General features: G+C 61.9%; 20 protein-coding genes. 7 read left to right on the top strand and 13 right to left on the bottom strand.

Annotated features, from left to right (window positions below; all coding sequences use genetic code 11):
• The first annotated feature begins 71 nt into the window (after positions 1–71).
• The 5 genes from ACP7AL_RS18230 (at position 72) to ACP7AL_RS18210 (ending at position 5923) form a co-directional block, all read left to right on the top strand.
• A complete protein-coding gene (locus tag ACP7AL_RS18230) occupies positions 72–944 on the top strand; it encodes an SDR family oxidoreductase (protein ID WP_006019693.1) in 873 nt (290 codons plus the stop codon).
• Between the two features lie 44 nt (positions 945–988).
• Positions 989–2218: an ABC transporter substrate-binding protein gene (locus ACP7AL_RS18225; RefSeq protein ID WP_006019692.1), complete on the top strand. Its 1230-nt coding sequence runs from the start codon at positions 989–991 to the stop codon at positions 2216–2218.
• Between the two features lie 121 nt (positions 2219–2339).
• The gene (locus tag ACP7AL_RS18220; RefSeq protein ID WP_425993366.1) at positions 2340–3764 is read left to right on the top strand and encodes an amidase; all 1425 of its coding nucleotides are present in this window, start codon (positions 2340–2342) and stop codon (positions 3762–3764) included.
• A 68-nt stretch (positions 3765–3832) separates the two neighbouring features.
• A complete protein-coding gene (locus ACP7AL_RS18215; RefSeq protein WP_425993365.1) occupies positions 3833–5128 on the top strand; it encodes an O-acetylhomoserine aminocarboxypropyltransferase in 1296 nt (431 codons plus the stop codon).
• 3 nt (positions 5129–5131) lie between these two features.
• Complete coding sequence (locus ACP7AL_RS18210) at positions 5132–5923, top strand: alpha/beta fold hydrolase (RefSeq protein WP_425993364.1); 792 nt, start codon at positions 5132–5134, stop codon at positions 5921–5923.
• Here the strand turns inward: ACP7AL_RS18210 and ACP7AL_RS18205 are convergent.
• The 6 genes from ACP7AL_RS18205 to ACP7AL_RS18180 all read right to left on the bottom strand — a co-directional run bounded on the left by ACP7AL_RS18205 (position 5912) and on the right by ACP7AL_RS18180 (position 11473).
• Positions 5912–6619 (bottom strand): ABC transporter ATP-binding protein, encoded by a 708-nt coding sequence (locus ACP7AL_RS18205; protein ID WP_006019688.1) that lies wholly within the window; start codon positions 6617–6619, stop codon positions 5912–5914. The two genes, ACP7AL_RS18210 and ACP7AL_RS18205, sit on opposite strands and share 12 nt — an antisense overlap.
• Positions 6609–7343: an ABC transporter ATP-binding protein gene (locus ACP7AL_RS18200; protein ID WP_006019687.1), complete on the bottom strand. Its 735-nt coding sequence runs from the start codon at positions 7341–7343 to the stop codon at positions 6609–6611. The genes ACP7AL_RS18205 and ACP7AL_RS18200 overlap by 11 nt, the downstream gene beginning before the upstream one ends.
• On the bottom strand, positions 7340–8347 hold the full coding sequence (locus tag ACP7AL_RS18195; RefSeq protein ID WP_425993363.1) for a branched-chain amino acid ABC transporter permease: 1008 nt from the start codon (positions 8345–8347) through the stop codon (positions 7340–7342). The genes ACP7AL_RS18200 and ACP7AL_RS18195 overlap by 4 nt, the downstream gene beginning before the upstream one ends.
• Positions 8347–9225, bottom strand: a complete 879-nt coding sequence (locus ACP7AL_RS18190) for a branched-chain amino acid ABC transporter permease (protein ID WP_024920640.1) — start codon at positions 9223–9225, stop codon at positions 8347–8349. Before ACP7AL_RS18190 ends, ACP7AL_RS18195 begins: the two co-directional genes overlap by 1 nt.
• Positions 9226–9333: 108 nt before the next feature.
• Positions 9334–10587: an ABC transporter substrate-binding protein gene (locus tag ACP7AL_RS18185; RefSeq protein ID WP_425993362.1), complete on the bottom strand. Its 1254-nt coding sequence runs from the start codon at positions 10585–10587 to the stop codon at positions 9334–9336.
• 61 nt (positions 10588–10648) lie between these two features.
• Positions 10649–11473, bottom strand: coding sequence for a putative hydro-lyase (locus tag ACP7AL_RS18180; protein WP_425993361.1), 825 nt, complete (start codon positions 11471–11473; stop codon positions 10649–10651).
• A 114-nt stretch (positions 11474–11587) separates the two neighbouring features.
• Here ACP7AL_RS18180 and ACP7AL_RS18175 point away from each other — a divergent pair, with 114 nt between their 5' ends.
• Positions 11588–12544 carry a LysR family transcriptional regulator gene (locus tag ACP7AL_RS18175; protein ID WP_425993360.1) on the top strand — a complete coding sequence of 319 codons (957 nt, stop codon included), beginning with the start codon at positions 11588–11590 and terminating at the stop codon, positions 12542–12544.
• Here ACP7AL_RS18175 and ACP7AL_RS18170 read toward each other — a convergent pair.
• Positions 12498–12752 carry a DUF6894 family protein gene (locus ACP7AL_RS18170; RefSeq protein ID WP_425993595.1) on the bottom strand — a complete coding sequence of 85 codons (255 nt, stop codon included), beginning with the start codon at positions 12750–12752 and terminating at the stop codon, positions 12498–12500. The two genes, ACP7AL_RS18175 and ACP7AL_RS18170, sit on opposite strands and share 47 nt — an antisense overlap.
• 123 nt (positions 12753–12875) lie before the next feature.
• On the opposite strand from ACP7AL_RS18170, the gene ACP7AL_RS18165 reads away from it, so the two are divergent.
• Entirely contained in the window at positions 12876–13634 is a 759-nt protein-coding gene (locus tag ACP7AL_RS18165) for a sulfite exporter TauE/SafE family protein (RefSeq protein ID WP_425993359.1), read from the top strand.
• Positions 13635–13638: 4 nt separating this feature from the next.
• Here ACP7AL_RS18165 and ACP7AL_RS18160 read toward each other — a convergent pair whose 3' ends face one another.
• From ACP7AL_RS18160 to ACP7AL_RS18135, 6 genes are all read right to left on the bottom strand, one after another.
• On the bottom strand, positions 13639–14478 hold the full coding sequence (locus ACP7AL_RS18160; RefSeq protein WP_425993358.1) for an aldo/keto reductase: 840 nt from the start codon (positions 14476–14478) through the stop codon (positions 13639–13641).
• 13 nt (positions 14479–14491) lie between these two features.
• Positions 14492–15580: a lipocalin-like domain-containing protein gene (locus ACP7AL_RS18155; protein WP_425993357.1), complete on the bottom strand. Its 1089-nt coding sequence runs from the start codon at positions 15578–15580 to the stop codon at positions 14492–14494.
• A complete protein-coding gene (locus ACP7AL_RS18150; protein WP_425993356.1) occupies positions 15570–18032 on the bottom strand; it encodes an FtsX-like permease family protein in 2463 nt (820 codons plus the stop codon). Before ACP7AL_RS18150 ends, ACP7AL_RS18155 begins: the two co-directional genes overlap by 11 nt.
• Positions 18029–18682 (bottom strand): ABC transporter ATP-binding protein, encoded by a 654-nt coding sequence (locus ACP7AL_RS18145; protein WP_425993594.1) that lies wholly within the window; start codon positions 18680–18682, stop codon positions 18029–18031. The genes ACP7AL_RS18150 and ACP7AL_RS18145 overlap by 4 nt, the downstream gene beginning before the upstream one ends.
• Positions 18683–18749: 67 nt before the next feature.
• Positions 18750–21833, bottom strand: coding sequence for a MexW/MexI family multidrug efflux RND transporter permease subunit (locus ACP7AL_RS18140; RefSeq protein WP_425993355.1), 3084 nt, complete (start codon positions 21831–21833; stop codon positions 18750–18752).
• A gap of 21 nt (positions 21834–21854) precedes the next feature.
• The gene (locus tag ACP7AL_RS18135; protein WP_006019674.1) at positions 21855–22976 is read right to left on the bottom strand and encodes an efflux RND transporter periplasmic adaptor subunit; all 1122 of its coding nucleotides are present in this window, start codon (positions 22974–22976) and stop codon (positions 21855–21857) included.
• Between the last annotated feature and the right edge of the window lie 65 nt (positions 22977–23041).

Raw genomic sequence — 23041 nt, 5'->3', positions numbered from 1 at the left:
AGGGTTAGCCCACCCTGTTTTAATTAATCAACTAACTAATCAAACAATATCATTCAGGGCAGGATTGCACCATGTTCACAGATCGTCTTCTTGCGGGCCGCAAGATTCTGGTGACCGGCGGCGGCACGGGTCTCGGCAAGGCCATGGCGGCCAAATTCCTCAGCCTTGGCGCTGAAATCCACATTTGCGGTCGCCGCAAGGGCGTCTGCGAGGAAACCGCCGCCGAACTGATGAAACTGCATGGCGGCAAGGTTACGGCCCATGGCGTCGATATCCGCGACGCCGCCGCCGTCGACGCGATGATCGAGGAGGCGTTCAAGGACGGCCCCCTCACCGACCTGATCAACAATGCCGCCGGCAATTTCATCTCGCGCACGCAGGATCTGACGCCGCGCGGTTTCGACGCGGTCGCCAATATCGTGATGCACGGAACATTCTATGTCACCCATGCGGTGGGCAAGCGCTGGATCGCTGGCGGTCACCGCGGCAATGTCGTGTCGATTACAGTGACATGGGTGCGCAACGGCAGCCCCTATGTGGTTCCCTCGGCCATGAGCAAGTCCGCGATCCACGCCATGACCATGTCGCTTGCCGCCGAATGGGGCCGCTATGGCATTCGTCTCAACACCATCGCTCCGGGCGAAATCCCGACCGAAGGTATGAGCAAGCGCATCAAGCCCGGCGATGAAGCCGGCGCGCGGACCATCGCCATGAATCCGATGGGCCGTGTCGGCTCCATGGAAGAACTGCAAAACCTCGCGACTTTTCTGATTTCCGGGGGCTGCGACTGGATCAACGGCGAGACCATCGCGATGGACGGCGCCCAGGCGCTGGCCATGGGCGGCAACTTCTACCAGTTGCGCGACTGGAGTGATGCGGACTGGAAAGCCGCACGTGACGCCATCATGGCGCAAAACGAAAAGGACAAGGCGAAGCGCGCTTAAGCTCCGCCGCGTCTACAAAAATAATAGAAACAGGGAGACACCGAATGCGTTTGACGAAACCGCTATGCGCTGTTGTTACCGCAGGATTTCTGGTTGCCGCGACCGGAAGCGCCATGGCGCAGAAAAAATACGATACCGGCGCGACCGATACGGAAATCAAGATCGGCAACATCATTCCTTATAGCGGCCCGGCCTCGGCTTACGGCGTCGTTGGCAAGGCGATGGAAGGCTACTTCAAGAAGGTCAATGATGACGGCGGTATTAATGGCCGCAAGGTCAAATTCATTTCCTATGACGACGCCTACAGCCCGCCCAAGGCTGTCGAGCAAACGCGCAAGCTGGTCGAAAGCGACGAAGTGCTGCTGGTGTTCGGTGCGCTCGGAACGCCGTCGAACTCGGCGATCCACAAATACATGAACGCAAAGAAGACGCCGCACCTGTTTCTCGCCACCGGCGCGACCAAATGGAACGATCCGAAATCGTTCCCGTGGACCATGGGCTGGCTGCCAAGCTACCAGAGCGAAGCGCGCATTTACGCGAAGTATCTCCTGAAGGAGAAGCCGAACGCAAAGGTCGCCGTGCTCTATCAGAACGACGACTTCGGCAAGGATTACCTCAAGGGCGTCCAGGACGGCCTTGGCGACAAGAAGTCCATGATCATCGCCGAGGAAAGCTACGAACTATCCGAGCCGACGATCGATTCGCACATCGTGAAACTCAAGACCCTGAATCCTGATGTCCTGCTGATCTTCACCACGCCGAAATTCGGCGCGCAGACCATCAAGAAGGTCGGCGAGCTTGCCTGGAAGCCGGTGATGATCATTTCCAACGTCAGCGCTTCGACCGCCACGGTGATGAAGCCTGCCGGATTCGATAACGCGCAGGGCGTGATTTCCGCCGCCTACGCCAAGGATACGTCAGATCCGCAGTGGGACAACGATCCCGGCATGAAGGAATACAAGGCGTTCCTCGCCAAGTATGTCCCCGAAGCCAACGTCGCGGACAGTTCGGCCCTCACCGGCTATAACATGGCGCAGACCATGGCCGTTGTGCTGAAGCAATGCGGCGACAATCTTACCCGCGAGAACGTCATGAAGCAGGCGGCCAGCATCGGCGGAATCCAGCAAGGCGGCTTGCTGCCGGGCGTCCTGATCAAGACCGGCGAGGCCGATTTTGCCCCCATCGAGCAATTGCAACTGATGCGCTTCAAGGGCGAGCGCTGGGAATTGTTCGGTGAGGTTCAGGACGGCGAAGCCTCCAGCGTCAAGCGCTGATCTGCGTTCCGCGCTGACGTGATCTGATCAGGCGAGGCGGAATCCGTTTAATTTCGCCTCGCCATTCAGACGCCTCCCGTTATATTGGCATCAAAGCAGCCAACAAACGGGAGGCAATTTCGTGGGATCCAGTGAAGAACTCGTGCAGGCAACGGCCTGCGATATCGTCGAGCGGCTGCGCAAGAACGAGATTACACCCCACGACCTGCTCGACGCGCTGGAAACCAGAATTCGGAAAGTAGACGGCGAGGTCAATGCCCTCCCCATTCTCTGCTTCGATCGCGCCCGCGACCACGCCGACGAACTGATGAAAAAGCCGGTCGCCGAACGCGGCCTGCTCGCCGGTATGCCCGTCCCGATCAAGGACCTGACCGACGTCGCGGGTGTGCGGACCACCCAAGGCTCGCCGATCTTCAAGGACGTCGTCGCCAGCAAATCCAACATCGTGGTCGAAAATCTCGAGACCAACGGCGCGATCGTTTACGCCAAATCCAACACACCGGAATTCGGCGCCGGTGCCCAAACCTTCAATGAAGTGTTCGGCGCGACGCGAAACCCGTGGAATCTCTCCCGCTCGGCGTCCGGCTCGTCGGGCGGCGCGGCGGCCGCGCTCGCCAGCGGCACGGCATGGCTGGCGCACGGCACCGACGTCGGCGGCTCGCTGCGCAATCCCGCCAGCTTCTGCGGCGTGGTCGGCATGCGTCCCAGCATCGGCCGGGTTGCGCATTCGCAAGCGGCAAAAGTCGATCGCACGCTCAGCGCCGACGGGCCGATGGCCCGCAATGTCGAAGATCTGGCGCTGCTGCTGGATGCCATGTCCGGCGAACACATCGGCGACGCGTTGTCATTGCCACGCTTGCCGACCTCCTTTCTCTCTGCCGCACGTTCGGGCGCGAAACCGAAACGCATCGCCTACTCCGCCACACTCGGCATCTCGCCTGTTGACCCGGAGGTCGCCGAGAACACGCGAAAGGCCGCGCACCGCTTTGCAGAAGCTGGCGTGATCGTCGAAGAAGCGCATCCTGATTTCAGGGAAGCTGTGGAATGCGCCCATGTGCTGCGCGCCTATGACTATGTGCTGACCAAAGGCAAATTGCTCAAGTCGCATCGCGACCAGTTGAAGCCGGAAGTGATCTGGAACATCGAGGAGGGTCTAAAACTCACTCTTGGCGACATCGAGCGGGCAGAAGCACAGCGTGTCACCCTGATGAATCGCGCCATCGCCTTCTTCGAGACTTACGACCTGCTGCTCTGTCCGACCACCATCGTCGCACCATTCCCGGTCGAGCAGCGCTATCTCGCCGAATGCAACGGCGTAAAGTTCGACAACTATGTCGGCTGGCTCGCCATTGTGTCCGCCATCACGATTGCCTGCTGCCCGGGTCTTTCGATTCCCTGCGGGTTCACCCGCGAGAATCTGCCGGTGGGATTGCAGATCGTCGCGCCGCCGCGCGGCGAGGCTCGCGCACTTGCTGGCGGAAAGCTGCTCGAAACCATTCTCGGGCTTGGCGCCATCACCCCGATCGATCCGCGGCCGGGCAAGTGATTCCGGAGCGGCCTTGCAATCAACGGCTCTGCGTGAAAGATACGGCACCCGGCAACCAGAGAAGATAAATGGCAGCGCCCAAACCTCCTGCGTTCGACACGCTCAGCCTGCATGCGGGCCAGCATCCAGACCCCGTCACCGGCTCCCGCGCCGTGCCGATCTATCAGACGACATCCTACGTCTTTCAGGATGCCGACCACGCCGCGGCGCTGTTCAATCTGGAGCGCGCGGGCCACATCTACACACGCATCTCGAATCCGACCATTGCGGTGCTGGAGGAACGGCTCGCGGCGCTTGAAAACGGCGTCGGCGCGGTCTGCACCGCCAGCGGCATGGCGGCGCTACATCTGGCCATCGCCACGCTTCTCAACGCCGGCGATCATATCGTCGCATCCGCATCGCTCTATGGCGGAACGATCAACCTGTTGACCCATACGTTGCCGCGCTTCGGCATTACCACGACCTTCGTCAAGCCACGCGACCTCGACGGCATCAAGGCCGCGATCAAGCCGAACACCAAGCTTGTGATCGGCGAGACCATCGGCAATCCCGGCCTCGAAGTGCTGGACATTCCCGCCGTCGCGAAGATCGCGCACGATGCCGGCATTCCGCTGCTGATCGACAATACATTCGCGACGCCTTACCTCTCCCGCCCGATCGAGCTTGGCGCAGACATTGTGATGAACTCGATCACCAAGTGGATCGGTGGTCACGGCATCGCCATCGGCGGCGTGATCGTCGACGGCGGACACTTCGACTGGGAGAAGTCCGGCAAGTTCCCGACCCTGACGACGCCCTATGCCGGCTATCACGGCATTGTCTTCAGCGAGGAATTCGGACCGCAGGCGTTCATCATGCGCGCCCGCGCCGAAGGTTTGCGCGATTTCGGCGCGTGCCTGTCGCCGACCAACGCGTTCCAGATTTTGCAAGGCGTCGAGACCCTTCACGTCCGTATGCAGCGCCATGTGGAGAATGCCGTCGCCGTTCTGAAATTCCTGAAATCGAACAAAGCAGTCGAGTGGGTGCTGCATCCCTCGCTCGACAATCATCCTGATCATGAGCTTGCCAAAAAACTGCTGCCGCGCGGTGCGGGCTCGATCATCACCTTCGGCATCAAGGGCGGGCGCGACGCCGGCCGCAAGTTCATCGAAGCGCTGAAACTCGCCAGCCATCTGGCAAACGTCGGCGACGCCAAGACGCTGGTCATTCATCCCGCCAGCACCACGCATCAGCAGATGAACGCCGAACAGTTGAAAGTCGCGGGCATCGGCGAAGAACTGATCCGCCTGTCCATCGGCATCGAAGCCGCCGAGGACATCATTGGCGATCTCGGCCAGGCGCTTCGCTTTTCGCAGAAAGCTTGAGACATGATTCTGACGGTGGACGGCGCCAAGGTTTTCGCGACAACGGGCGGCAAGCCTTTCAATCCGGAACTGCCGCTGGTGGTTTTCCTGCACGGCGCCGGTTTCGATCATTCGATGTGGGCGCTGTTCAGCCGGTGGTTTTCCCATCATGGTTACAGCGTGCTGGCGCCGGATCTTCCGGGACATGGACGCTCCGAGGGACACCTCATTTCGTCTATCGGCGGAATGGCGGACTGGACAATCAAGCTGATCGAAGCGGCCGGTGCGAAGAAGGCCGGTCTTGTCGGTCATTCGATGGGCTCGCTGATCGCGCTCGATGCCGCGGCACGCTACCCGGACAAGGTCTCCTCTCTCTCGCTGATCGGGGTCGGCGGAGCGATGCCGGTCTCCCCTGACCTGCTCAACGCGGCGAAGGACAACAACCACGACGCCATCGACATGGTCTCGATCTGGGGTTTCGGATTCGCCGCGGGCCTCGGCGGCTCGCAGGCTCCGGGCCTGTGGATGCTTGGCGGCGGCATGCGCGTGCTGGAGCGCGATGCGCCCGGCGTGCTTCACAACGATCTTGCGGCCTGCAACGATTACAAGACCGCGATAGAGGCAGCCGCAAAGGTCACCGCCCCCACCACGCTCATTCTCGGAGAGCGCGATATGATGACGCCGCTCAAATCGGGCAAGCAACTCGCTGCCGCTATTGCGGGATCGAACCCGGTCGTGCTGCCCCGCGCAGGTCACATGATGACGGCGGAGCGGCCTGACGATGTGCTCAAGGCGCTGATCGCGTCACATGCCTAGATAGATGCGCCGCACTTCCGGATTGGACTTGATGTCGGCCGCGGGGCCGCTCATCACCACCTTGCCGGTTTGCAGCACATAGGCGCGGTCGGAGATTTCAAGACTCTCCGACAACCGCTGCTCGACCAGCAGAACGGTGACGCCGTTATTGCGGATCTGCTGCACCGCCTGGAAAATCTCATCGACCAGTTTCGGCATGATGCCCTGCGACGGCTCATCGAGCATCAAGAGGCGCGGCCGCGTCATCAGCGCACGGGCAATCGCCAGCATCTGCTGCTCGCCGCCGGACAGCGTCGCCGCTCGCTGCGACAGCCGCTCTTCGAGACGCGGAAACAGCTTGAACACAAACTCGAGCGGACTGTCGCGATCCGGGCTGCCGCGATGCAGATAGCTGCCGAGCCGCAGATTGTCGGCGACGCTGAGGCGCGGAAACAGCCGTTTGTTCTCCGGCACGAAGGCCAGTCCCCGCGCGGTGATCAGATGCGCCGGAATGGTATCGATCCGTTCACCGACGAAATTCACCGATCCTGACTTCGGCTTTTCCATCCCGGCGATGGATTTCAGCAAGGTTGATTTACCCGCGCCGTTCGCCCCCGCGACGGTGACGATCTCGCCGGAATCGACGTTGATCGAGATGTCGGAGATCGCGATCAGCCCGCGATAAGCCGTGGTGAGGTTCGCGACATCAAGCAACACGGTGACGATCCCCCAGATAGGCCGCGATCACCTTCTCGTCGCGCACGACTTCTTTCGGCAATCCCTCCGCCAGCACCTTGCCGAGATGCAGCACCACGGCGCGGTCCACCAGCGGCATCACAACCTCCATGACGTGCTCGACCATCACGACGGTGACCCCGGTGTCCCGTACCTTGCGTATCAGGTCGACGCCTGCCGCAGCTTCGCTGGGCGTGAGACCGGTCAGCACTTCATCGAGCAGCAACAGCTTCGGTTCAGTCGCCAGCGCACGCGCGACTTCAAGCCGACGCTTCTGCGGCGGGGTCAGGTCTCCTGCGGACGCGTCGGCATGCGCGGCAAGGCCAACGTAGTCCAGGACATCGAGCGCCTTGGCGCGGGCCTGCAACACGCCCGGATAGCGCACAAACGCGCCGACAGTGACATTCTCGACCACCGACATGGAATCGAACGAGCGCGGCACCTGATAGGTGCGCGCAATGCCGAGATCGCAGCGGTCGGCCGCAGGCAGCGGTGTAATGTCCCGCCCGTCAAATTCGATCACGCCGAAGGACACCGGAAACGCCCCCGCGATCAGGTTGAACAGCGTCGACTTGCCTGCGCCGTTCGGACCGATCAGCCCGAGGATTTCGCCGCGCCTGACATCGAGATCGATGGAATCATTGGCCACCAATCCGTCGAAGCGGCGTGTCACGCTACGGCAAGTGACAAGCGGCTTTTCGGTCATGCTGTCGCCTCGCGCTTTGCAGGCTTGATGATGCTGAGAATGCCCTCAGGCCGCGTGAGCGACACGATCATGACCAGCCCGCCATAGATCACGAGGTCAAGACCGGAGCCCGAACCGCCAAGATAGGAGCGCGTCAGCTCGGCCAGCGGAATCAGAATCAGCGCGCCGATCGCCGGCCCCCACAGCGATCCGACACCGCCGAGCACGGCAGGCAGCGCCATGAGCAGCGAGAAACGGAAATGCATCACGCTGTCCGGATCGATATAGGATACGAACGCGGCATAGAAGCCGCCGCCGACTGCGGTAAAAAATGCCGAGATCGCGGCGGCTGCCATCTTGGAGTGGAAGATCGTAACGCCGAGGCTTTCCGCCGCCTCCGCGTTGTCTTTCACGGCGCGCCACCAGTAACCCCACTTCGACTCGACGATGGCGAATGTCACCAGCCAGGTGACCGCGAACAGTGCGAGCGCGAAATAGAAGTAAGGCGCCTTGTCGCGCGCGAACTGCAACGTCCACCATGAGTCCGGAGTGAATGGCCACTGGATGCCGAGCGCGGCGCCGGCATAGTCCCAGTTATGAAACAGCAGGAGGCCAATTTCGGCGATGACGATGGTCGCGATCGAGAAATAGTGCCCCTTGAGCCGGAAGCACGGATAGCCGAGCGCCAGCGCGATCAGCGCGGCGATGATCCCGCCCGCGAGAAGTCCGCCCCATGGCGTGATGCCGAACTTCACATAGAGGATGCTGGTCGCGTAAGCGCCGATCCCGAAATACAACGCGTGTCCCAGCGACACCTGTCCGCAATAACCACCGAGCAGGTTCCAGCTCTGCGACAGCGCTGCGAACAGGAGCGTCAGGATCAGCACATTCATCATATAAACGTCGGTGACCAGACGCGGCACCAGCGCGATGACCACAAACACGGCGAGCGCTGTCAGAAGCTGCCGCCGCCGGCCACCGATGAACGAGGACATTGAGGATGTCGTGATGGTGTTCTGGGTCATCACAGCCTCCCGAACAGGCCGCTCGGCCTGACGAACAGAACCAGCAGATAGAGTGAATAGACGCCGACCGACTTCAGCGATGCCGGCAGGATCAGAGTCGTCAGCGCCTCGACCAGCCCGACGATCACGCCCGCGACCAGCGCGCCGAAGATACTTCCGAAGCCGCCAAGCGCAACGGTGACATAAGCGATCAGCGCAAAGGTGCCGCCCACCTGCGGATGGATGTAATAAAAGATCGCCAGCACCGCGCCCGCAATTCCGACCAGCGCGGCGCCAAGCCCCCAGCCAAGCGCAAACACGCGGTTGCGATCGATGCCGACCAGTGCCACCGCCCCCTGGTCCTCGCGCGTCGCTTCCAGCGCCTTGCCAAAGTCGGTGCGGGTAATCAGCCAGTACAGTCCGGCGAACACCGCCAGTGAGACCGCCCCGCCGAAAATCTGCGGCCACGGCAGAAACACACCGCCCACGTTGAGGGTCTTTCCGCCGAGCCAGGTGTTGGCGATGTTGCGATAGTCCGGCGTGAAGAAATACTGCGCCAGGCCCTGGATCAGCAGCGCTAGACCGAAGGTCGCGAAAATCTGCACCATGCCGGGATTGGCTTTGGCGCGCATCGCATAGCGAATGATGCCGGCATAGACCGACACACCCAGCACGAACATCAGCGCCACCACCAATGGCGCCAGCACGACGGGATCGAGTGCCGTCATGAAAACCAGCCCGAAGGTCGCGTACATCGCGAGCATCAGGAATTCGCCGTGGGCGAAGTTGACCACGTCCATCAGACCGAAGATCAGCGACAGGCCGACCGCAATCAACGCGTAGATCAGCCCCATCAGAAGGCCGCTCGCGATTACCTGAAGAAAGGCCTGTGTTGTCACCGGAAGCAATCCATCACGGGAAAGGTGCAAGGCGGCCCCGCCGCCGGGAACTACGGTCGCAGCATTCATGAAAAAGGCGCCGGCATGAAGCCAGCGCCTTGTCGCACCTTAGCCGTTCATCGGCCATTTCGGCTCAGCGATCGCGGCCTGTTCCGGAAACACGGTGACGAACTTGCCGCCGAGATATTGCAGCAGCACCGGATCGGCATCGTCGTTCTGGCCTTCGGCGGTGAACTTGATGCGCTTCCACGGCATGATCGTCTTCTCGCCGGGCGTATCGGTGGCAGCCAGCGCCGCGCGGATCTTTTCGCCGTCGGTGGACTTTGCACGATCGATGGCGTCGGCCAGAACAAGAATTGCGGTCAACTGCCGCGAGGTATTGTCGTTGAGATCGCGATTGGCGCGCGCCTTGAACATGTCGTTGACCTTGCCGACCGACGGGCGCTTGGCCGCAAGGTCGAGCGAGAAGCTGGCGCGCGAAATCATGCCGTTGAGCTTGTCGCCCACCGCGTCGAAGGTCGCCTTGTCCGAGAAGCCCGCCGCCTGCGCGAGAATGTTGTTCGGCTTGTAGCCGAGTTCGTCCATGGTCTTCATCAGGAGGATCGTATCGGTGGTGTAGCTCGACGGCAGCAGCACGTCCGGATTGGCGCTCTTGATCTGTTGCACCTCGGCGGTCAGCGACGGCGAAGAAGCGCGATACTTGATATCGACGGCGACCTTGTAGCCACGGTCGGCGGCGAGCTTGCGCTGCACGTTCGAGGAGTCGGTTCCGAAGATGGTATCCTCGTAGAACAACCCCACGCTGTCGATCTTCTTGCCCTTCTTCTTCAGCGCATCCATGAACTGGAACATCGCAAGCGAGAACATCTCGTCATGCGCGGCAGCCCGGAAGAAAAACTTGAGGCCGCGGCGATGCAGGCTGGGCGACGACGAGTCGGCCGCCAGATAGGGAATGCCGTAGCGCTCGCAGGATGCGCTGACCGTCGCCGACACCGATGAATGGAACGCGCCGCAGATGGCAACCACTTTGTCCTGGGTGATCAGGCGCTCGGCCTCGGCGCGGCCCTTCTGCGGATCCCCCTGATGGTCGGCGAAAACAAGCTTGATCTTGGCGTTGTCGAGGCCGGCAAGGCCCGCATTCTTCGCCGTTGGCAGGTCGAGATCGTGCGATCCGTTGACGATGTCCACTGCGGTTTCCAGGGCGTGGCGCGCATCGGCACCGATCTGCGCCGTCGGCCCCGTCAGCGGCCAGATGCAGCCGATCAGGATTTCCCCGCCCTGTGCGAAGGCGCGCGTTCCGACGGTACCGGCCAGAGACAGGGCAACACCGGACAACAATACTTCGCGACGATTCATCGACATTACTCCTGTGTGTGACGACGCCTTATTTCAGGCAAAGACTTTGTGGCTGGTTGGGCAAATTTCACTGAATCGAAAATTCCGAATTGCGGACGTCCGTCACCAGCATATGGCCCGGTGCATGAGTGATCGCGAAGTCAGGCCGCGATTGCAGAATGACCGATTGCGGCGTCACTCCGCACGCCCAAAATACCGGCACCTCGTCGGGCTGAATGCTCACTGCGTCGCCATAGTCAGGCTTGGAAATATCCTTGATGCCGATCATCTCCGGCTTGTCGAAATGCACCGGCGCACCGTGCACAGCCGGGAAACGCGTGGTGATCTGAATCGCGCGGATCGCTTCCGCAGGCTTGAACGGCCGCATCGAGACGACCAGTTGTCCCGCGAACGGACCCGCGGAGGCGCAGGGAACGTTGGTGCGATACATCGGGACGTTCCGCTTCTCCTCGATGTGGCGGATTTTCAGCCCGTCGGCGATCAGCGCTTCCTCGAACGAAAACGAGCAGCCGAGAACGAAGGCGACGAGATCGTCGCGCCAGTGCGCCATGATGTCAGTCGGCTCTTCAACCAGCTTCCCGTCGCGCCAGATCCGGTAACGCGGCAGATCGGTGCGCAGATCAAGATCGACGCCGAGCGCCGGAATGCGGGGATCGCCGATTTCGGACATACCGATGATCGGGCATGGCTTGGGATTGAGCTGGCAGAACCGGTGGAACGACGAAGCGAGTTTTTCCGGGAGGACGGCGAGATTGCCCTGAACGAAGCCCGGCGCAACGCCGGCCGTCACCCCCACCTTGCCGGACCGATAGGCCAGCCGCGCGTCCCGGCTCGGGAGATCAGCGCCCGAGCGCTGACCGGTTGGAGACGTCTGCTGGGCTGCCGAAAGCATAAGACCACTCCATTTCTCGCAGAAAAGAGTGGATCATTGCCGTTCGATAAAGTCTAGTCGTGTTTTCTTATAAGAAACGATAAGCTGAACTAATAGGTAGCGAGATAAACGGGCATGATCGATTTCAAGTCAATCGAGACGTTTCTCTGGGTGGTGACGCTTGGAAGCTTCGGCGGCGCAGCGCGAAAGCTCAACACCACCCAGCCAGCAATCTCTCAGCGCATCGCCCAGCTTGAAAGTGAGATTGGCGTGAAGCTTCTGCAGCGCGACAGCCGCACCGTGATGCCGACGCCGAGCGGACGGCAGATGATGCAGTATGCCGAGAAGCTGATCGCGCTGCGCTCCGAGATGCTGGCCGCGGTGATGGATCGATCCGCGATGCGCGGCATCCTGCGTCTCGGCGTTTCCGAGACGATCGTTCACACCTGGTTGCCGCAACTGATCGAACGCGTCGCAAGCACACATCCAAATCTGTCGCTCGAAGTCGAAGTCGACATCACGCCGAATCTTCGCGCGCGGCTGCTGGCGCAGGAGATCGATCTCGCCCTTTGTCTCGGGCCGTTGTCGTTCTCGAACGTGCGCAACCGCGTGCTGTGCGATTATCCGATTTCGTTTGTCGCCAGCCCCATGCTTGGTCTCGGCGACCGCGTGCTGACGGTGCATGATCTGGCGCAGTTCGCGATCATCACATTCGCACGCAAGACGCAGCCATATGAAATCGTAAGATCCTTGTTCAATCGGCCCGATCTGCCGCACACACGGCTGCACGCCAGCGCCTCACTGGGAACAGTGATCCGCATGGCGACCGATGGTCTGGGAGTCGCAGTGATCCCGACAGCGATCGTCGAGCGTGAACTGGCGGAAGGCCAGCTTCGTCTCCTGTCCACCGATCTGCATGTGCCGACGCTGACATTCGCGGCAAGCTGGTTGGCTTCACCGGACACACTAGCGGCTGAGCTGGTCGCCGATGTTGCCGCCAAGCTGGCGCAGGGCGAAGACGACCCTGCGGCGTCCCAGCGCGGTATCAGTGCCGCGACTGTGGCTCGTCCGGAATCTCAAGCGCTTCGCTGAACGGAAACTCAAGCACGATTTCGCCGGCTTCGTCGGTGACTTCGAGTGACGCCGACAGCAGGCTCGGTTCCTTGCCCTCTTCCTGAAGGATCTGCCGGATGGTCGCACGCGCGACCTCCCAGGCGTGATCCGGGTCGCGCAACTCCTCGCCCTCGGGGTCCGGAATAAGCGTCTCGCCAATACGGGTGTTGAAGAAATAGCGGGGCATGGCCGAGATGTATTGTCGCCATGGCAAACCCACAAGGGCGTCCTGCATTTCTGCGCGGCGATAGCAGTTGATCTGGACGGGCTTTTTGAGGCCTAAGTGAAAGCTATCTGACGGAATCATGACGTGCATACCATCATCACCGAGCCGTTGTTCTATTTCGTGGCGGTTCCGGCGGTGATCCTGCTGGGGCTGGCCAAAGGCGGTTTCTCGGGGCTTGGCATCGCGTCGACGCCGCTGCTGGCTCTTTATCTTCCGCCGCTGGAAGCCGCTGCGCTGATCCTGCCGATTTTGATCACGCAGGACGTGATCTCGATTTACGTCTACCGGCGCGATTGGGATGGATGGAATCTGAAAGTCATGCTGCCCGGCGCGATCGCCGGCATGGCGCTCGGCTGGTTGCTGGCCTCACATTTGTCCGACGCCCTTGTCCGCATCATCATCGGCCTCATCGGGCTCGCCTTTGTTGCCAACACCTGGCTGCGCCGCGGCCGGATCGAACCGCATCCGGCAACGGCGGTCAGCGGCGTTTTCTGGGGCGGGGTTTCGGGGTTCACCTCATTCATGACCCAGGGCGGCGGCCCGCCGTTTCAGGTGCACGTTCTGCCCCAGCGTCTGCCGAAGCTGACGCTGGTGGGCACGACCACGATCTTCTTCGCGGTCGTCAATGTCCTGAAGATCGGCCCCTATTTCATGCTCGACCAGTTCACCACGAAGAACTTCGCGACGTCGCTGTTGCTGCTGCCGATTGCGGTTCTCGCGAATTTCGCGGGCATCTGGCTGGTCCGCAAGACGCCGACCGGACTGTTCTACAACATCGCCTATGTGCTGCTGTTCATCATCTCGCTACTGCTGCTCTGGCAGGGCGTCGCGGCAGTGATCTAGAGCATTAGAGCATCGGCAGGCTGCGCGGTTCACGACCCAGGGGAAACGCCTTGTCGAGCGCCGCGATATCGCTTTCCGTCAAAGTGATGCTCCCCGCGCCGGCATTCTCGGCCGCATGGCTTGACGACGATGCCTTGGGGATCGCGAACATCGGCGGCTGCCGCGTCAGGAAACTCAGCGCCACCTGACGCGGCGTTGCATTGCACCTTGCAGCGATCTGTTGCAGGACCGTGCCGCCGGCCGACTGCGGAGCCGGAAAATCATCGTGTCCGAACGGCGAATACGCCACCACGGCCACGCCATGCGCCTCGCACCACGGGATCACCGAATGTTCGATGGCGCGTTCGTTCAGATGATGGAGCACCTGATTGCAGGCGATACGTCCCTCGCCCGCGACATCGGCCAGCTCCGCAAGGTCGCCCGCATCGAAATTGCTGACACCCCATGAGCCGATCTTTCCCGCACTGACCAGTTCTTCGAAGGCAGCGACCGTGTCTTCCAGCGGATACGATCCGCGCCAATGCAGCAGATAGCAATCCAGACGGTCGGTCTTGAGCCGCTTCAGCGAACGGTCGCACGCCTGGATCGTCCCCTTGCGCGAAGCATTGCTGGGCAGCACTTTTGAGACCAGAAACACCTCGTCGCGCCGGCCGTCGATCGCCTCCGCGACCACAAGTTCGGCATCGCCGTACATCTCTGCGGTGTCGATATGGGTCATGCCAAGATCGAGGCCGCAGCGCAGCGCCGTCACCGCCGATTTGCGGTCACCTTGATCGATGTACCAGGTGCCCTGGCCGATGACTGAGGTTTGCTGTCCCGTTTGGCCGAATGGCTTCTGCTTCATTCTGTGTTCTTTCTCAGTAACCCGTCATTTCAAGATAGCCGATACCTGCATGGCTGCCTTTGAAATTGATCGGGCCTTCCCAATAGGCGAAGCGCGTTCCCATCCAGCTTTTGGCATTGAGCGGCACGCTCTCGATCTTCAGCCCGCGATCCGCGATCGCAACAGTCCATGACGTCGGCAGCTTGCGGCTCTCGATGGTGGTAAATCCGGCCGGTGTCATGATGATCGAATCCGGCGCCAGCGGCACCGACCGTCCATCGTGTTCAATCCAGTTGCCGGCGAAGTAGTTCCGTCCGTCTTTCTGACGCAGACGAAACAGCATGACTTTCTCGCCTGAATTGAGATGCAGCGAGAACCAGTCCCAGCCGGTCTGATCGGACGCCAGCGGCTGACTGCTCCATTCACGGTCCATCCACGCGCCGCCGGTGACGGCGATCTGTTTCCCGCCAAGTGTGATTGCGCCGGATACAGTGAAATATGGCTGGCTGAAATAATACGAGGCCTGACCGCGCTCTGATTTCTTGCTGTAGCCGCCCTCGCCTTGCAGCACCAGCGGACGATCCGCCGCCAGATTCAGGGCGTAACTGAAATCCGCACCGGATGCCGAGACGGCGAGCGGCGCAACAGTCCGCGCGTTGAAACCATCGAGCCCGCGCATCTCCCAGGAATCGATCCAGGCATGAAACGGCGATGCGTCGGCGCCCGCCTGCCCAACGCCGCCACGCGCGAATTTCTCGGTGTAGCGGTGGACTTCCGCGCTGGTGATCGCCGCGTGACCCATCCAGATCTGCTGATTGGCCCAGCCATCTCGCTGTGCGCCCGGCGCCGTTGCCTGCCGGAACAGTGTCCATTGCGCGCCCCACTGCGCGCCGTTTGTGTCCTTCAGATTCGCCGTGAGATACCACCACTCGATCCGGTAATCCGGATGCGGACCGTGTTCGCGCGGAAACTCCAGCACCTTGCCGGGCACGACGGCTGCAAAGCCTTCGCTCTCACCGCCCAGTCCTGCAAACCCCTGCGCACGCGCGAGCGAGCCACCAAGGGTGGTGAACAGGCCGCCGCCGAGGAATGCCCGGCGGCTGGTGCGGAGATCAGCGCTCATTGGCGAATATCTTCGCAAGAGTTGCAGGTTGCAGGCGCATCAGACGCAGGATCGGCAAGCACGTCGCAAGCAGTGCGGCCAGCATGGCGATGACAAGCAGTTGCGCCAGTTGCGCCGGAAAGACATGGAACGGCAATCGCCATCCGAACGCCTTGACGTTCACCACCGCCACCAGACACCACGCCACCAGCAAACCGAGCGGCAGCGCCAGCAGCGCCGTGATGAACGCGACCGACATGGTTTTCAAAAGTTCGATCGCTGCGAGCCGCCGCCGCGTCAGCCCGAGCGCCCACAGCGGCGCCAACTGAGGAAGCCGGCTGTTGCTCAGCGTCAGCAGGCTGGTCAGCAGCGCCACGCCGGCCACACCGAGGGTGAATGCGTTCAGCGCGGTCGTGACCGAGAATGTGCGGTTGAAGATGCGCGTCGACTCGGCCTTGAGTGTCGCCTGATCCAGCAGGCGGCTGGTATCGAGACCGAATTTTGCGCGCATGACACCGACGAGTTCAGGCACGTTTGCCGGCATCACGCGCAGGCCGAACCGCGTCCGCGCAATGTCCGGCCAGTGCGTGGCGAGCGCATCGATGTCGATGCCGATCTGCCCCTTCGGGTTGCCATAGTCGGGATAAATCCCCGCAATCGCGACAGACCATTGTCCTGTCACCGCCGGAAGCACGATGTGATCGCCGAGACCGGCCTTCAGCCGCCGCGCGAGTTGTTCGCTGACCAGCAGGCCCTTGCCTGCCCGCACCTTGTCCCAAACGCCCGGCACTGACTCCAGCAATGGCCAGCGTTCGCGATAGGTGGCATGATCGGCGAAGCCAAGAACCTCGACCGGCAGCGTGTCCAGCGTCACATCGGTACGCCAGGCTGGGAGGATCGCCTCAACCTCGGGCCGCTGCCGCAGCCACGTTACGATCTCTGCAGCCTGCGCGTCATTGTTTGCGTTCAGATAGACCTCCGCCGCAAGCCGGTCATCGAGCCAGGTGGTAAACGTTCGCGAGAAGCTCTGCACCATGGTGCCGACGCCGACGTTCACCGCGAGCGCAAGCAGCAAAGCCATCAGCGCCAGGGACAGTCCGGGCAGTTGCTGCCGGCTGTCGGCCCAGAACCATTTCACGACAGGCTGAACGGTGCCGCGCTGACCGAAACTCAGCACCGCGCCAAGCAACACCGGCAGCACCAGCGCCGCCGAGAGCAGCATCCCCGCAAGCACCAGAAATCCCGACGTGAGCGAGTCACCGAAATAAAGACAGGCTGCAGCGACGAAAGCGACTGCCACGGCCATTGCGCCCTGCCGCATCAGCCATCGGTGCTGCGCCTGTTGCCAGGCATAAGGCTGCGCCGCGGCGAGAACCGGCAGACGATAAACACGATAGAGCCCCGCCGCTGCCGCAAGCAGCGCACCGAGCACGCTCATGCCGAGGCCCGACAGCCACCAGCTTGGCTGCAGCGACAGATGTCCGGGAATTTGCGCGCCATAAAGTCCGCGCAAACTGACCGCGACATCCGGCAGCAGAAACGCCGCGACGACATACCCGCAGATCAGTCCGATAACGCCGGACAGCAGCGCAAGCGACACCAGTTCGGTGATGAGCACAATGGTCAGCGCCCGCGCCGAGACGCCACAGGCGCGCATCGTGCGCAGCATCGGCAGCCGCTGCTCGAACGCGAGCCCGATCGCGGAATGAACGATGAAGAGACCGACCACGAACGACAGCAAGCCGAACGCCGTCAGATTGAGATGGAAGCTGCTGGTGAGGCGTTCGAGGTCGCTCGGCGCGCCTGCTTCGACCAGCAACAGTTTATTGCCGGTGACCTGCTCAAGCGGGGGGCGTTTGCTACTGCGCATGTCGCCGACCAGAAGCCGCGAAATCTGATCCGGCATTTTGAGACTGCGCTGTGCGACACCGATGTCGACCACCAGCACACCCGGCGCGAGACTGTCCTGGACTGCAAGTGGCGGCAGCGAGATGCCGCTCATCTGCGGCGATGCGCCCTCGGACAGCTTCAGGTCCGCAAGCGTTTCCGGCGCGACCAGCGTTTGCCCCGGTGGGGCGATAAATTTCTGCAAGTCCGCCTGCCCGAGCTCCGGCGCCGATCCCGCACCCGCGGGCAGCGAGAGAGGCTCGATCCCGAGCAGCCGGAATGAGCGGCCGCCGATAAGTACGCGGCCTTCGACAACAGGCGACACCGGCCAGTTGGCACGGCGCAGATCGACAAAGAGTTGTTGCGGGAATGCCGGGCTGTTGCGCCCGACCAGCATCGCGGTGTTGCCGCCGCCGAACGTCGCGGCCGCCCGATCGTAGCTGTTGCGCGCCTGCTGATTGAGCGCCTGCACTCCGCTCCACAGCGCCGTGGCGGAGATCAATCCGACCAGCAAGGTGGCAAGCTGCATCCGGTGACGTTTCCAGTGGCTCAACAGACCCACGAGAATCCAGAACGGACGCGTCATGTGATCCGCCCCGCGCTGAGATGCACCCGCCGGTCGAGCGTCGCGGCAAGCCGCTCGCTGTGCGTCACCATCAGGAAGCCGCAGCCTGTCCGCGCGACCAGATCGCGCGCCAGCGCCAACACATCGTCGGCGGTAGCTTCGTCAAGATTTCCGGTCGGCTCGTCAGCCAGCAGCACAAGGGGCTTGATCGCCAGGGCGCGTCCGATCGCGACACGCTGTTGCTGGCCGCCGGACAATTGCTCGGGATAGCGGTCGAGCAGCGTACGCAGGCCAAGCCGCTTCACAAGTTCGTCCTGCCATGCCGGATCGTGCCGGCCGGCGATGCGCGCCTGAAACGCGAGATTGTCACCGACCTGAAGGCTCGGAATCAGGTTGAACTGCTGGAACACGAGGCCGAGCCGGTCGCGCCGCATGGCGGCGCGGTCGCTATCGGACAGGTCGGACACCAGCGCGCCGTCGAGCCAGACCTCGCCGCTATCCGCCTTGTCGAGGCCTGCAATCAGATGAAGAAGGGTGCTCTTGCCGCTGCCGGACTCACCGGTGAGCGCCACGCTCTCGCCTGCGGCCAGCGCAAGATCGACGCCGCGCAAAACCGCAAGCTGCTCTTCCGACGTCCGATAGGATTTGGTGAGATTGCGAACGGTCAACATCATTGTGGCGATCATACACTCCGGCGAACCGGGCGTACAATCGCCACACCAAACCCTATTGACCCTGTCAGGTCATACTGAGTTCGTATTTCTCGATGTCCTTGGCACGCTGATTCTGCGCCGCCGCCCTGTGATCGGTCGCGAGCCAGGTGTAAACCGCCGGCAGCACAAACAGCGTAAACAGCGTGCCGACCGACATGCCCGCGACCACCACGATGCCGATCGAGAACCGGCTCGCTGCGCCGGCGCCGCTCGCGGTGAGCAGCGGCAGCAGGCCGGCGACCATCGCCGCGGTCGTCATCAGGATGGGCCGCAGGCGGACGCGCGCCGAATGCTCGATGGCGGTGCGCCGGTCCACACCCTCGTTGACCTGCATCTCGTTGGCGAACTCCACCATCAGGATGCCGTGCTTGCTGATCAGGCCGACCAGCGTCACCAGACCCACCTGCGTATAGATGTTGATGGTCGCGAGGCCGAAGAACAGCGGGATCAATGCACCCGAAATCGCCATCGGCACCGAGATCAGGATGACCAGCGGATCGCGCAGACTTTCAAACTGCGCGGCCAGCACCAGGTAGATGATGATGAGCGCAAATATGAAAGTCACGGTGAGCTGATTGCCTTCCTGCACATACTGACGCGAGTCCGCGAGATAGTCGCGCGTGAAGCCCGCAGGCAATTGCTTCGCCTGCGTCTCGAGGAACTCCACCGCCTTGCCCATCGTCACGCCCGGCATCGCCACGGCCTGGAATGTAGCGGAGTTGAGCTGGTTGAAATGGGTCAGTGCGTTCGGGTTCGTCATCGTCTCGATCGTAACGACGGTCGAGAGCGGCACCTGCCGGCCGGTATTCGTCGCGACGTAATAGTTGGCGATCGATTCCGGCGTCAGGCGAAGGTCACGCGGCACCTGCGGAATCACCTGATACGAACGTCCTTCCAGATTGAACCGGTTGACGTAGTTGCCGCCGAGCAGCGTCGACAGTGTATTGCCCAGCGCAGCCATGTTGATGCCGAGGTCGTTCGCCTTGGAACGATCGACAACCACGCGGACCACCGGCTGGTTGAACGCGAGATCGCTGTCCGCCACGATGAAGAGTCCGCTGGCGCGCGCGGCCTTCTTCAGATTTTCCATCTGCTCGAACACGGCCTGGAAGCCGCTCGTGCTGCTGATGACCATCTGGATCGGCAGACCGCCCGGGCCGCCCGGCAGCGCCGGCAGATTGAAGGCAAACGCATTGACGCCTTCGACCTTGCTCAGTTCGTTCTGCACCAGGGGCTTCAGTGCCAGCGAGGACCGCTTGCGCTCATCCCATGGCTTCAGGATCATACCGGCAATACCGTTGGCGGGGCCATTGGTGCCGTTGATGATGAAACGCAGATCGGTTTCCGGGAAACCCGCAAAGACCTTGTCGAGCTTCTCGCCGTAGAACTTGCTGTAGTCGATGTTGGCGTATTGCGGCGCCTTGGTCACCGAGAACAGAATGCCCTGGTCTTCCTCGGGCGCCAGTTCCTTGTTGGTGTTGACGAACATGAAGCCAACCAGAAACAGAATCGTCAGAGCGAAGAGACCCGTAATGGGGCGATAGTCGAGCGAGCGATCCAGCTTGCGGCCGTACCAGTCGGTCACGCGGGTAAACACACGATCGACCAGCTTGGCGAAACGGCCCTGATCGTGCCCACCCTTGAGCAGCACGGAGCACATCATCGGGGATAGCGTCAGCGCGACGATACCCGAGATGATCACCGAGCCTGCCAGCGTGAATGCGAACTCACGGAACAGGGCACCGGTCAGACCGCCGAGGAATCCGATCGGCGCATACACCGCGGCCAGCGTGATGGTCATGGAAATGACCGGACCGACAATTTCGCGCGCGCCGATCAGCGACGCTTCAACGGGCGATTTACCCTCCTCCAGATGCCGATGGATGTTTTCGACCACGACAATGGCGTCGTCGACCACGAGTCCGATGGCAAGCACCATCGCCAGCAGCGTCAGCAGGTTGAGCGTAAAGCCCATCGCCAGCATGAGAATGCAGGCGCCGACCAGCGACAGCGGAATGGTGACGACGGGAATGATTACCGAGCGGAACGACGCCAGGAACAGGAAGATCACGACGACCACGATCACCACCGCTTCGAGCAGGGTGTCCCGCACTTCGTTGATCGACGACTGAATGAACTTGGTTGAATCGTAAGCCACGCGCATTTTCAGCGACGGCGGCAGATTGCGCTCGATTTCCGGGAACAGACCGCGCACACCCTTGACGATGTTCAGGGGATTGCCCTGCGGGGTCGACTGGACGCCGATGAAGATGGCCTGCTGGCCGCTCATCGCAACGCTCGAGTCCGTGCTCTGGGCGCCGAGTTCGACCGTCGCGACGTCTTCAAGCCTGACGAAGCCGCCATCCTTGGCCTTCACCGTCATCCGCTTGAACTGCTCGATGCTGGTCAGGTCGGTATTGGTCGTCACGTTCGATACGGTGAAGTACCCCTTCGACTGACCTGCGGCGGCCTGGAAGTTGTTCGCCCTGATCGCCGCGGCGATGTCGTCGGGCGACACGTTGCGGCCGGCCATACGCGCCGGGTCCAGCCAGATGCGGGTTGCCAGCGTCTGCGCGCCGAGAATATCCGCCGATGCGACGCCATCCACCGTCGAAAGGATCGGCTGCACCACGCGGGCCAGGTAGTCCGAAATCTGCGGCCCGCTCAGCTCGTCGCTGGCGAAACCGAGATACATCACGGCCGTGGTCTGGCCGGTCGATTTGGTGATGACCGGGTCGTTCGATTCACGCGGGATCAGGTATCTGACCGAACTGACTTTCGAACTGACTTCGGTCAGCGCGGAGTTCGGATCGACATTGAGCTTGATGTAGACCGAGATCGTGCTGGTGCCCTGCACCGACGACGACGTGATGTAGTCGACGCCTTCCGCCGACGCCACCGCCTGCTCGATCGGCTGGGTGATGAAGCCCTGCATCAGATCGGGCGACGCGCCGGGATACGACGTCGTGACGGTGACCACGGTGTTCGACAGCTTGGGATACTGACGAATTCCAAGATGCGTCGCCGCCTGGAAGCCGATCAGCAGGATCAGCAGGCTGACGACAAGGGACAGCACGGGCCGCTTGATGAAGATATCAGTGAAGGCCATGAGTGGCGCTCCGTTCAAAAATCAGTAGCGCGGCGGCTGCGCGGGAATCTGCGGTGGCTGGTCAGGCGAGATCGTAACAGCCGAGCCGGATTGCAGCTTGAGCTGTCCGACAGCAACCACGCGATCCCCCGGCTTTATGCCGCTGGCGATGACGACCCGTCCGTTGACACGCTGTCCGGTCTTCACGAAGGTCCGGTCGGTTTTCAGCGACTCCTTGCCGTCCGTGCCCTTGGTCTCGGTGATGAGCCAGACGGAATCGCCGTAGAGGGTATAGTCCACAGCAGTCTCCGGCACGGTAATCACCGCAGGCTTCGGCGGCAGTTCGACCGTGGTCGATGCGAACATGCCCGGCTGCAGGATACGGTTCGGATTATCCAGCGTCGCCTGGACCCGCACGTTTCGGGTGTCGGCGCTGATCTGCGGCTCGATGGTGGTGATCTTGCCTTCGAAGGTGCGATCCGGATAGGCGTCCACCTTGATGCGAACGGTCTGGCCGACGTTCAGAACGGCGCGGTCCTTTTCGGTCACCGTGAAGTTGAGATACAGGCGAGAAAGATCGGTCAGCGAGACGATCTGCGTTCCGGCGCTGAGATACTGACCAAGCTGGACCAGACGCACGCCGAGCACGCCACTGAACGGCGCGGTAATGCGCTTCTGCGAAATAATGGCTTCGGTCTTCGCCACCGCAGCCGCGCCCTGATCGTAAGCTGCCTGAGCCTGATCGACCGTCGCCTGCGGGCCGAACGACTTGGCGAGCAGCGTCTTGGCGCGGTCGAGCGCGAGCTGCGCCGCCAGCGTCTGCGCCTTGAAGCTGGCGAGATCGCTCTGCTCCGGCGCGTCATAGATCTGGAGCAGCGGATCGCCCGCCTTCACTTCCGAGCCTGGCTGGAAGAGAATCTCGGTGACGCGGCCGTTGACGTCGGTGGTGACGTTGACCTGATTGATCGCGGCGAGATCGCCGACGGCAGTCAGGAGATTCGGCAACACTTCCGACTTGGCTTCGGCCACAGCCACCACGGTTGGAGGCGGCTTATTGTTCTTGAAGAACTCCGCAATCATGTGACTGCGGAAGGCGTTGAAGCCCCAGATGATACCGACGAGCAGCACGAGAACTCCGCCGATGATGATCATCCAGCGGCGCATGCGTACCGGCGGACGAGGCTTCTCGGCCGGTGAAGGAGTGTGCTGAGGCTGAGGTGAGCTCTTGG

Source organism: Afipia sp. DC4300-2b1 (assembly GCF_049895725.1).
Taxonomy (GTDB): Bacteria; Pseudomonadota; Alphaproteobacteria; order Rhizobiales; family Xanthobacteraceae; genus Afipia; species Afipia broomeae.
This window is presented reverse-complemented; position numbering and strand designations above follow the sequence as displayed.

Excerpts from the sequence above, each read along its gene's own strand:
- ACP7AL_RS18210 (WP_425993364.1), top strand. The coding sequence starts at position 5,132 with ATGATTCTGACGGTGGACGGCGCCAAGGTTTTCGCGACAACGGGCGGC.
- ACP7AL_RS18155 (WP_425993357.1), bottom strand. The coding sequence starts at position 15,580 with ATGAGCGCTGATCTCCGCACCAGCCGCCGGGCATTCCTCGGCGGCGGC.
- ACP7AL_RS18175 (WP_425993360.1), top strand. The coding sequence starts at position 11,588 with ATGATCGATTTCAAGTCAATCGAGACGTTTCTCTGGGTGGTGACGCTT.
- ACP7AL_RS18195 (WP_425993363.1), bottom strand. The coding sequence starts at position 8,347 with ATGACCCAGAACACCATCACGACATCCTCAATGTCCTCGTTCATCGGT.
- ACP7AL_RS18140 (WP_425993355.1), bottom strand. The coding sequence starts at position 21,833 with ATGGCCTTCACTGATATCTTCATCAAGCGGCCCGTGCTGTCCCTTGTC.
- ACP7AL_RS18160 (WP_425993358.1), bottom strand. The coding sequence starts at position 14,478 with ATGAAGCAGAAGCCATTCGGCCAAACGGGACAGCAAACCTCAGTCATC.
- ACP7AL_RS18185 (WP_425993362.1), bottom strand. The coding sequence starts at position 10,587 with ATGTCGATGAATCGTCGCGAAGTATTGTTGTCCGGTGTTGCCCTGTCT.
- ACP7AL_RS18145 (WP_425993594.1), bottom strand. The coding sequence starts at position 18,682 with ATGTTGACCGTTCGCAATCTCACCAAATCCTATCGGACGTCGGAAGAG.
- ACP7AL_RS18150 (WP_425993356.1), bottom strand. The coding sequence starts at position 18,032 with ATGACGCGTCCGTTCTGGATTCTCGTGGGTCTGTTGAGCCACTGGAAA.
- ACP7AL_RS18225 (WP_006019692.1), top strand. The coding sequence starts at position 989 with ATGCGTTTGACGAAACCGCTATGCGCTGTTGTTACCGCAGGATTTCTG.
- ACP7AL_RS18215 (WP_425993365.1), top strand. The coding sequence starts at position 3,833 with ATGGCAGCGCCCAAACCTCCTGCGTTCGACACGCTCAGCCTGCATGCG.
- ACP7AL_RS18180 (WP_425993361.1), bottom strand. The coding sequence starts at position 11,473 with ATGCTTTCGGCAGCCCAGCAGACGTCTCCAACCGGTCAGCGCTCGGGC.
- ACP7AL_RS18135 (WP_006019674.1), bottom strand. The coding sequence starts at position 22,976 with ATGCGCCGCTGGATGATCATCATCGGCGGAGTTCTCGTGCTGCTCGTC.
- ACP7AL_RS18170 (WP_425993595.1), bottom strand. The coding sequence starts at position 12,752 with ATGCCCCGCTATTTCTTCAACACCCGTATTGGCGAGACGCTTATTCCG.
- ACP7AL_RS18200 (WP_006019687.1), bottom strand. The coding sequence starts at position 7,343 with ATGACCGAAAAGCCGCTTGTCACTTGCCGTAGCGTGACACGCCGCTTC.
- ACP7AL_RS18230 (WP_006019693.1), top strand. The coding sequence starts at position 72 with ATGTTCACAGATCGTCTTCTTGCGGGCCGCAAGATTCTGGTGACCGGC.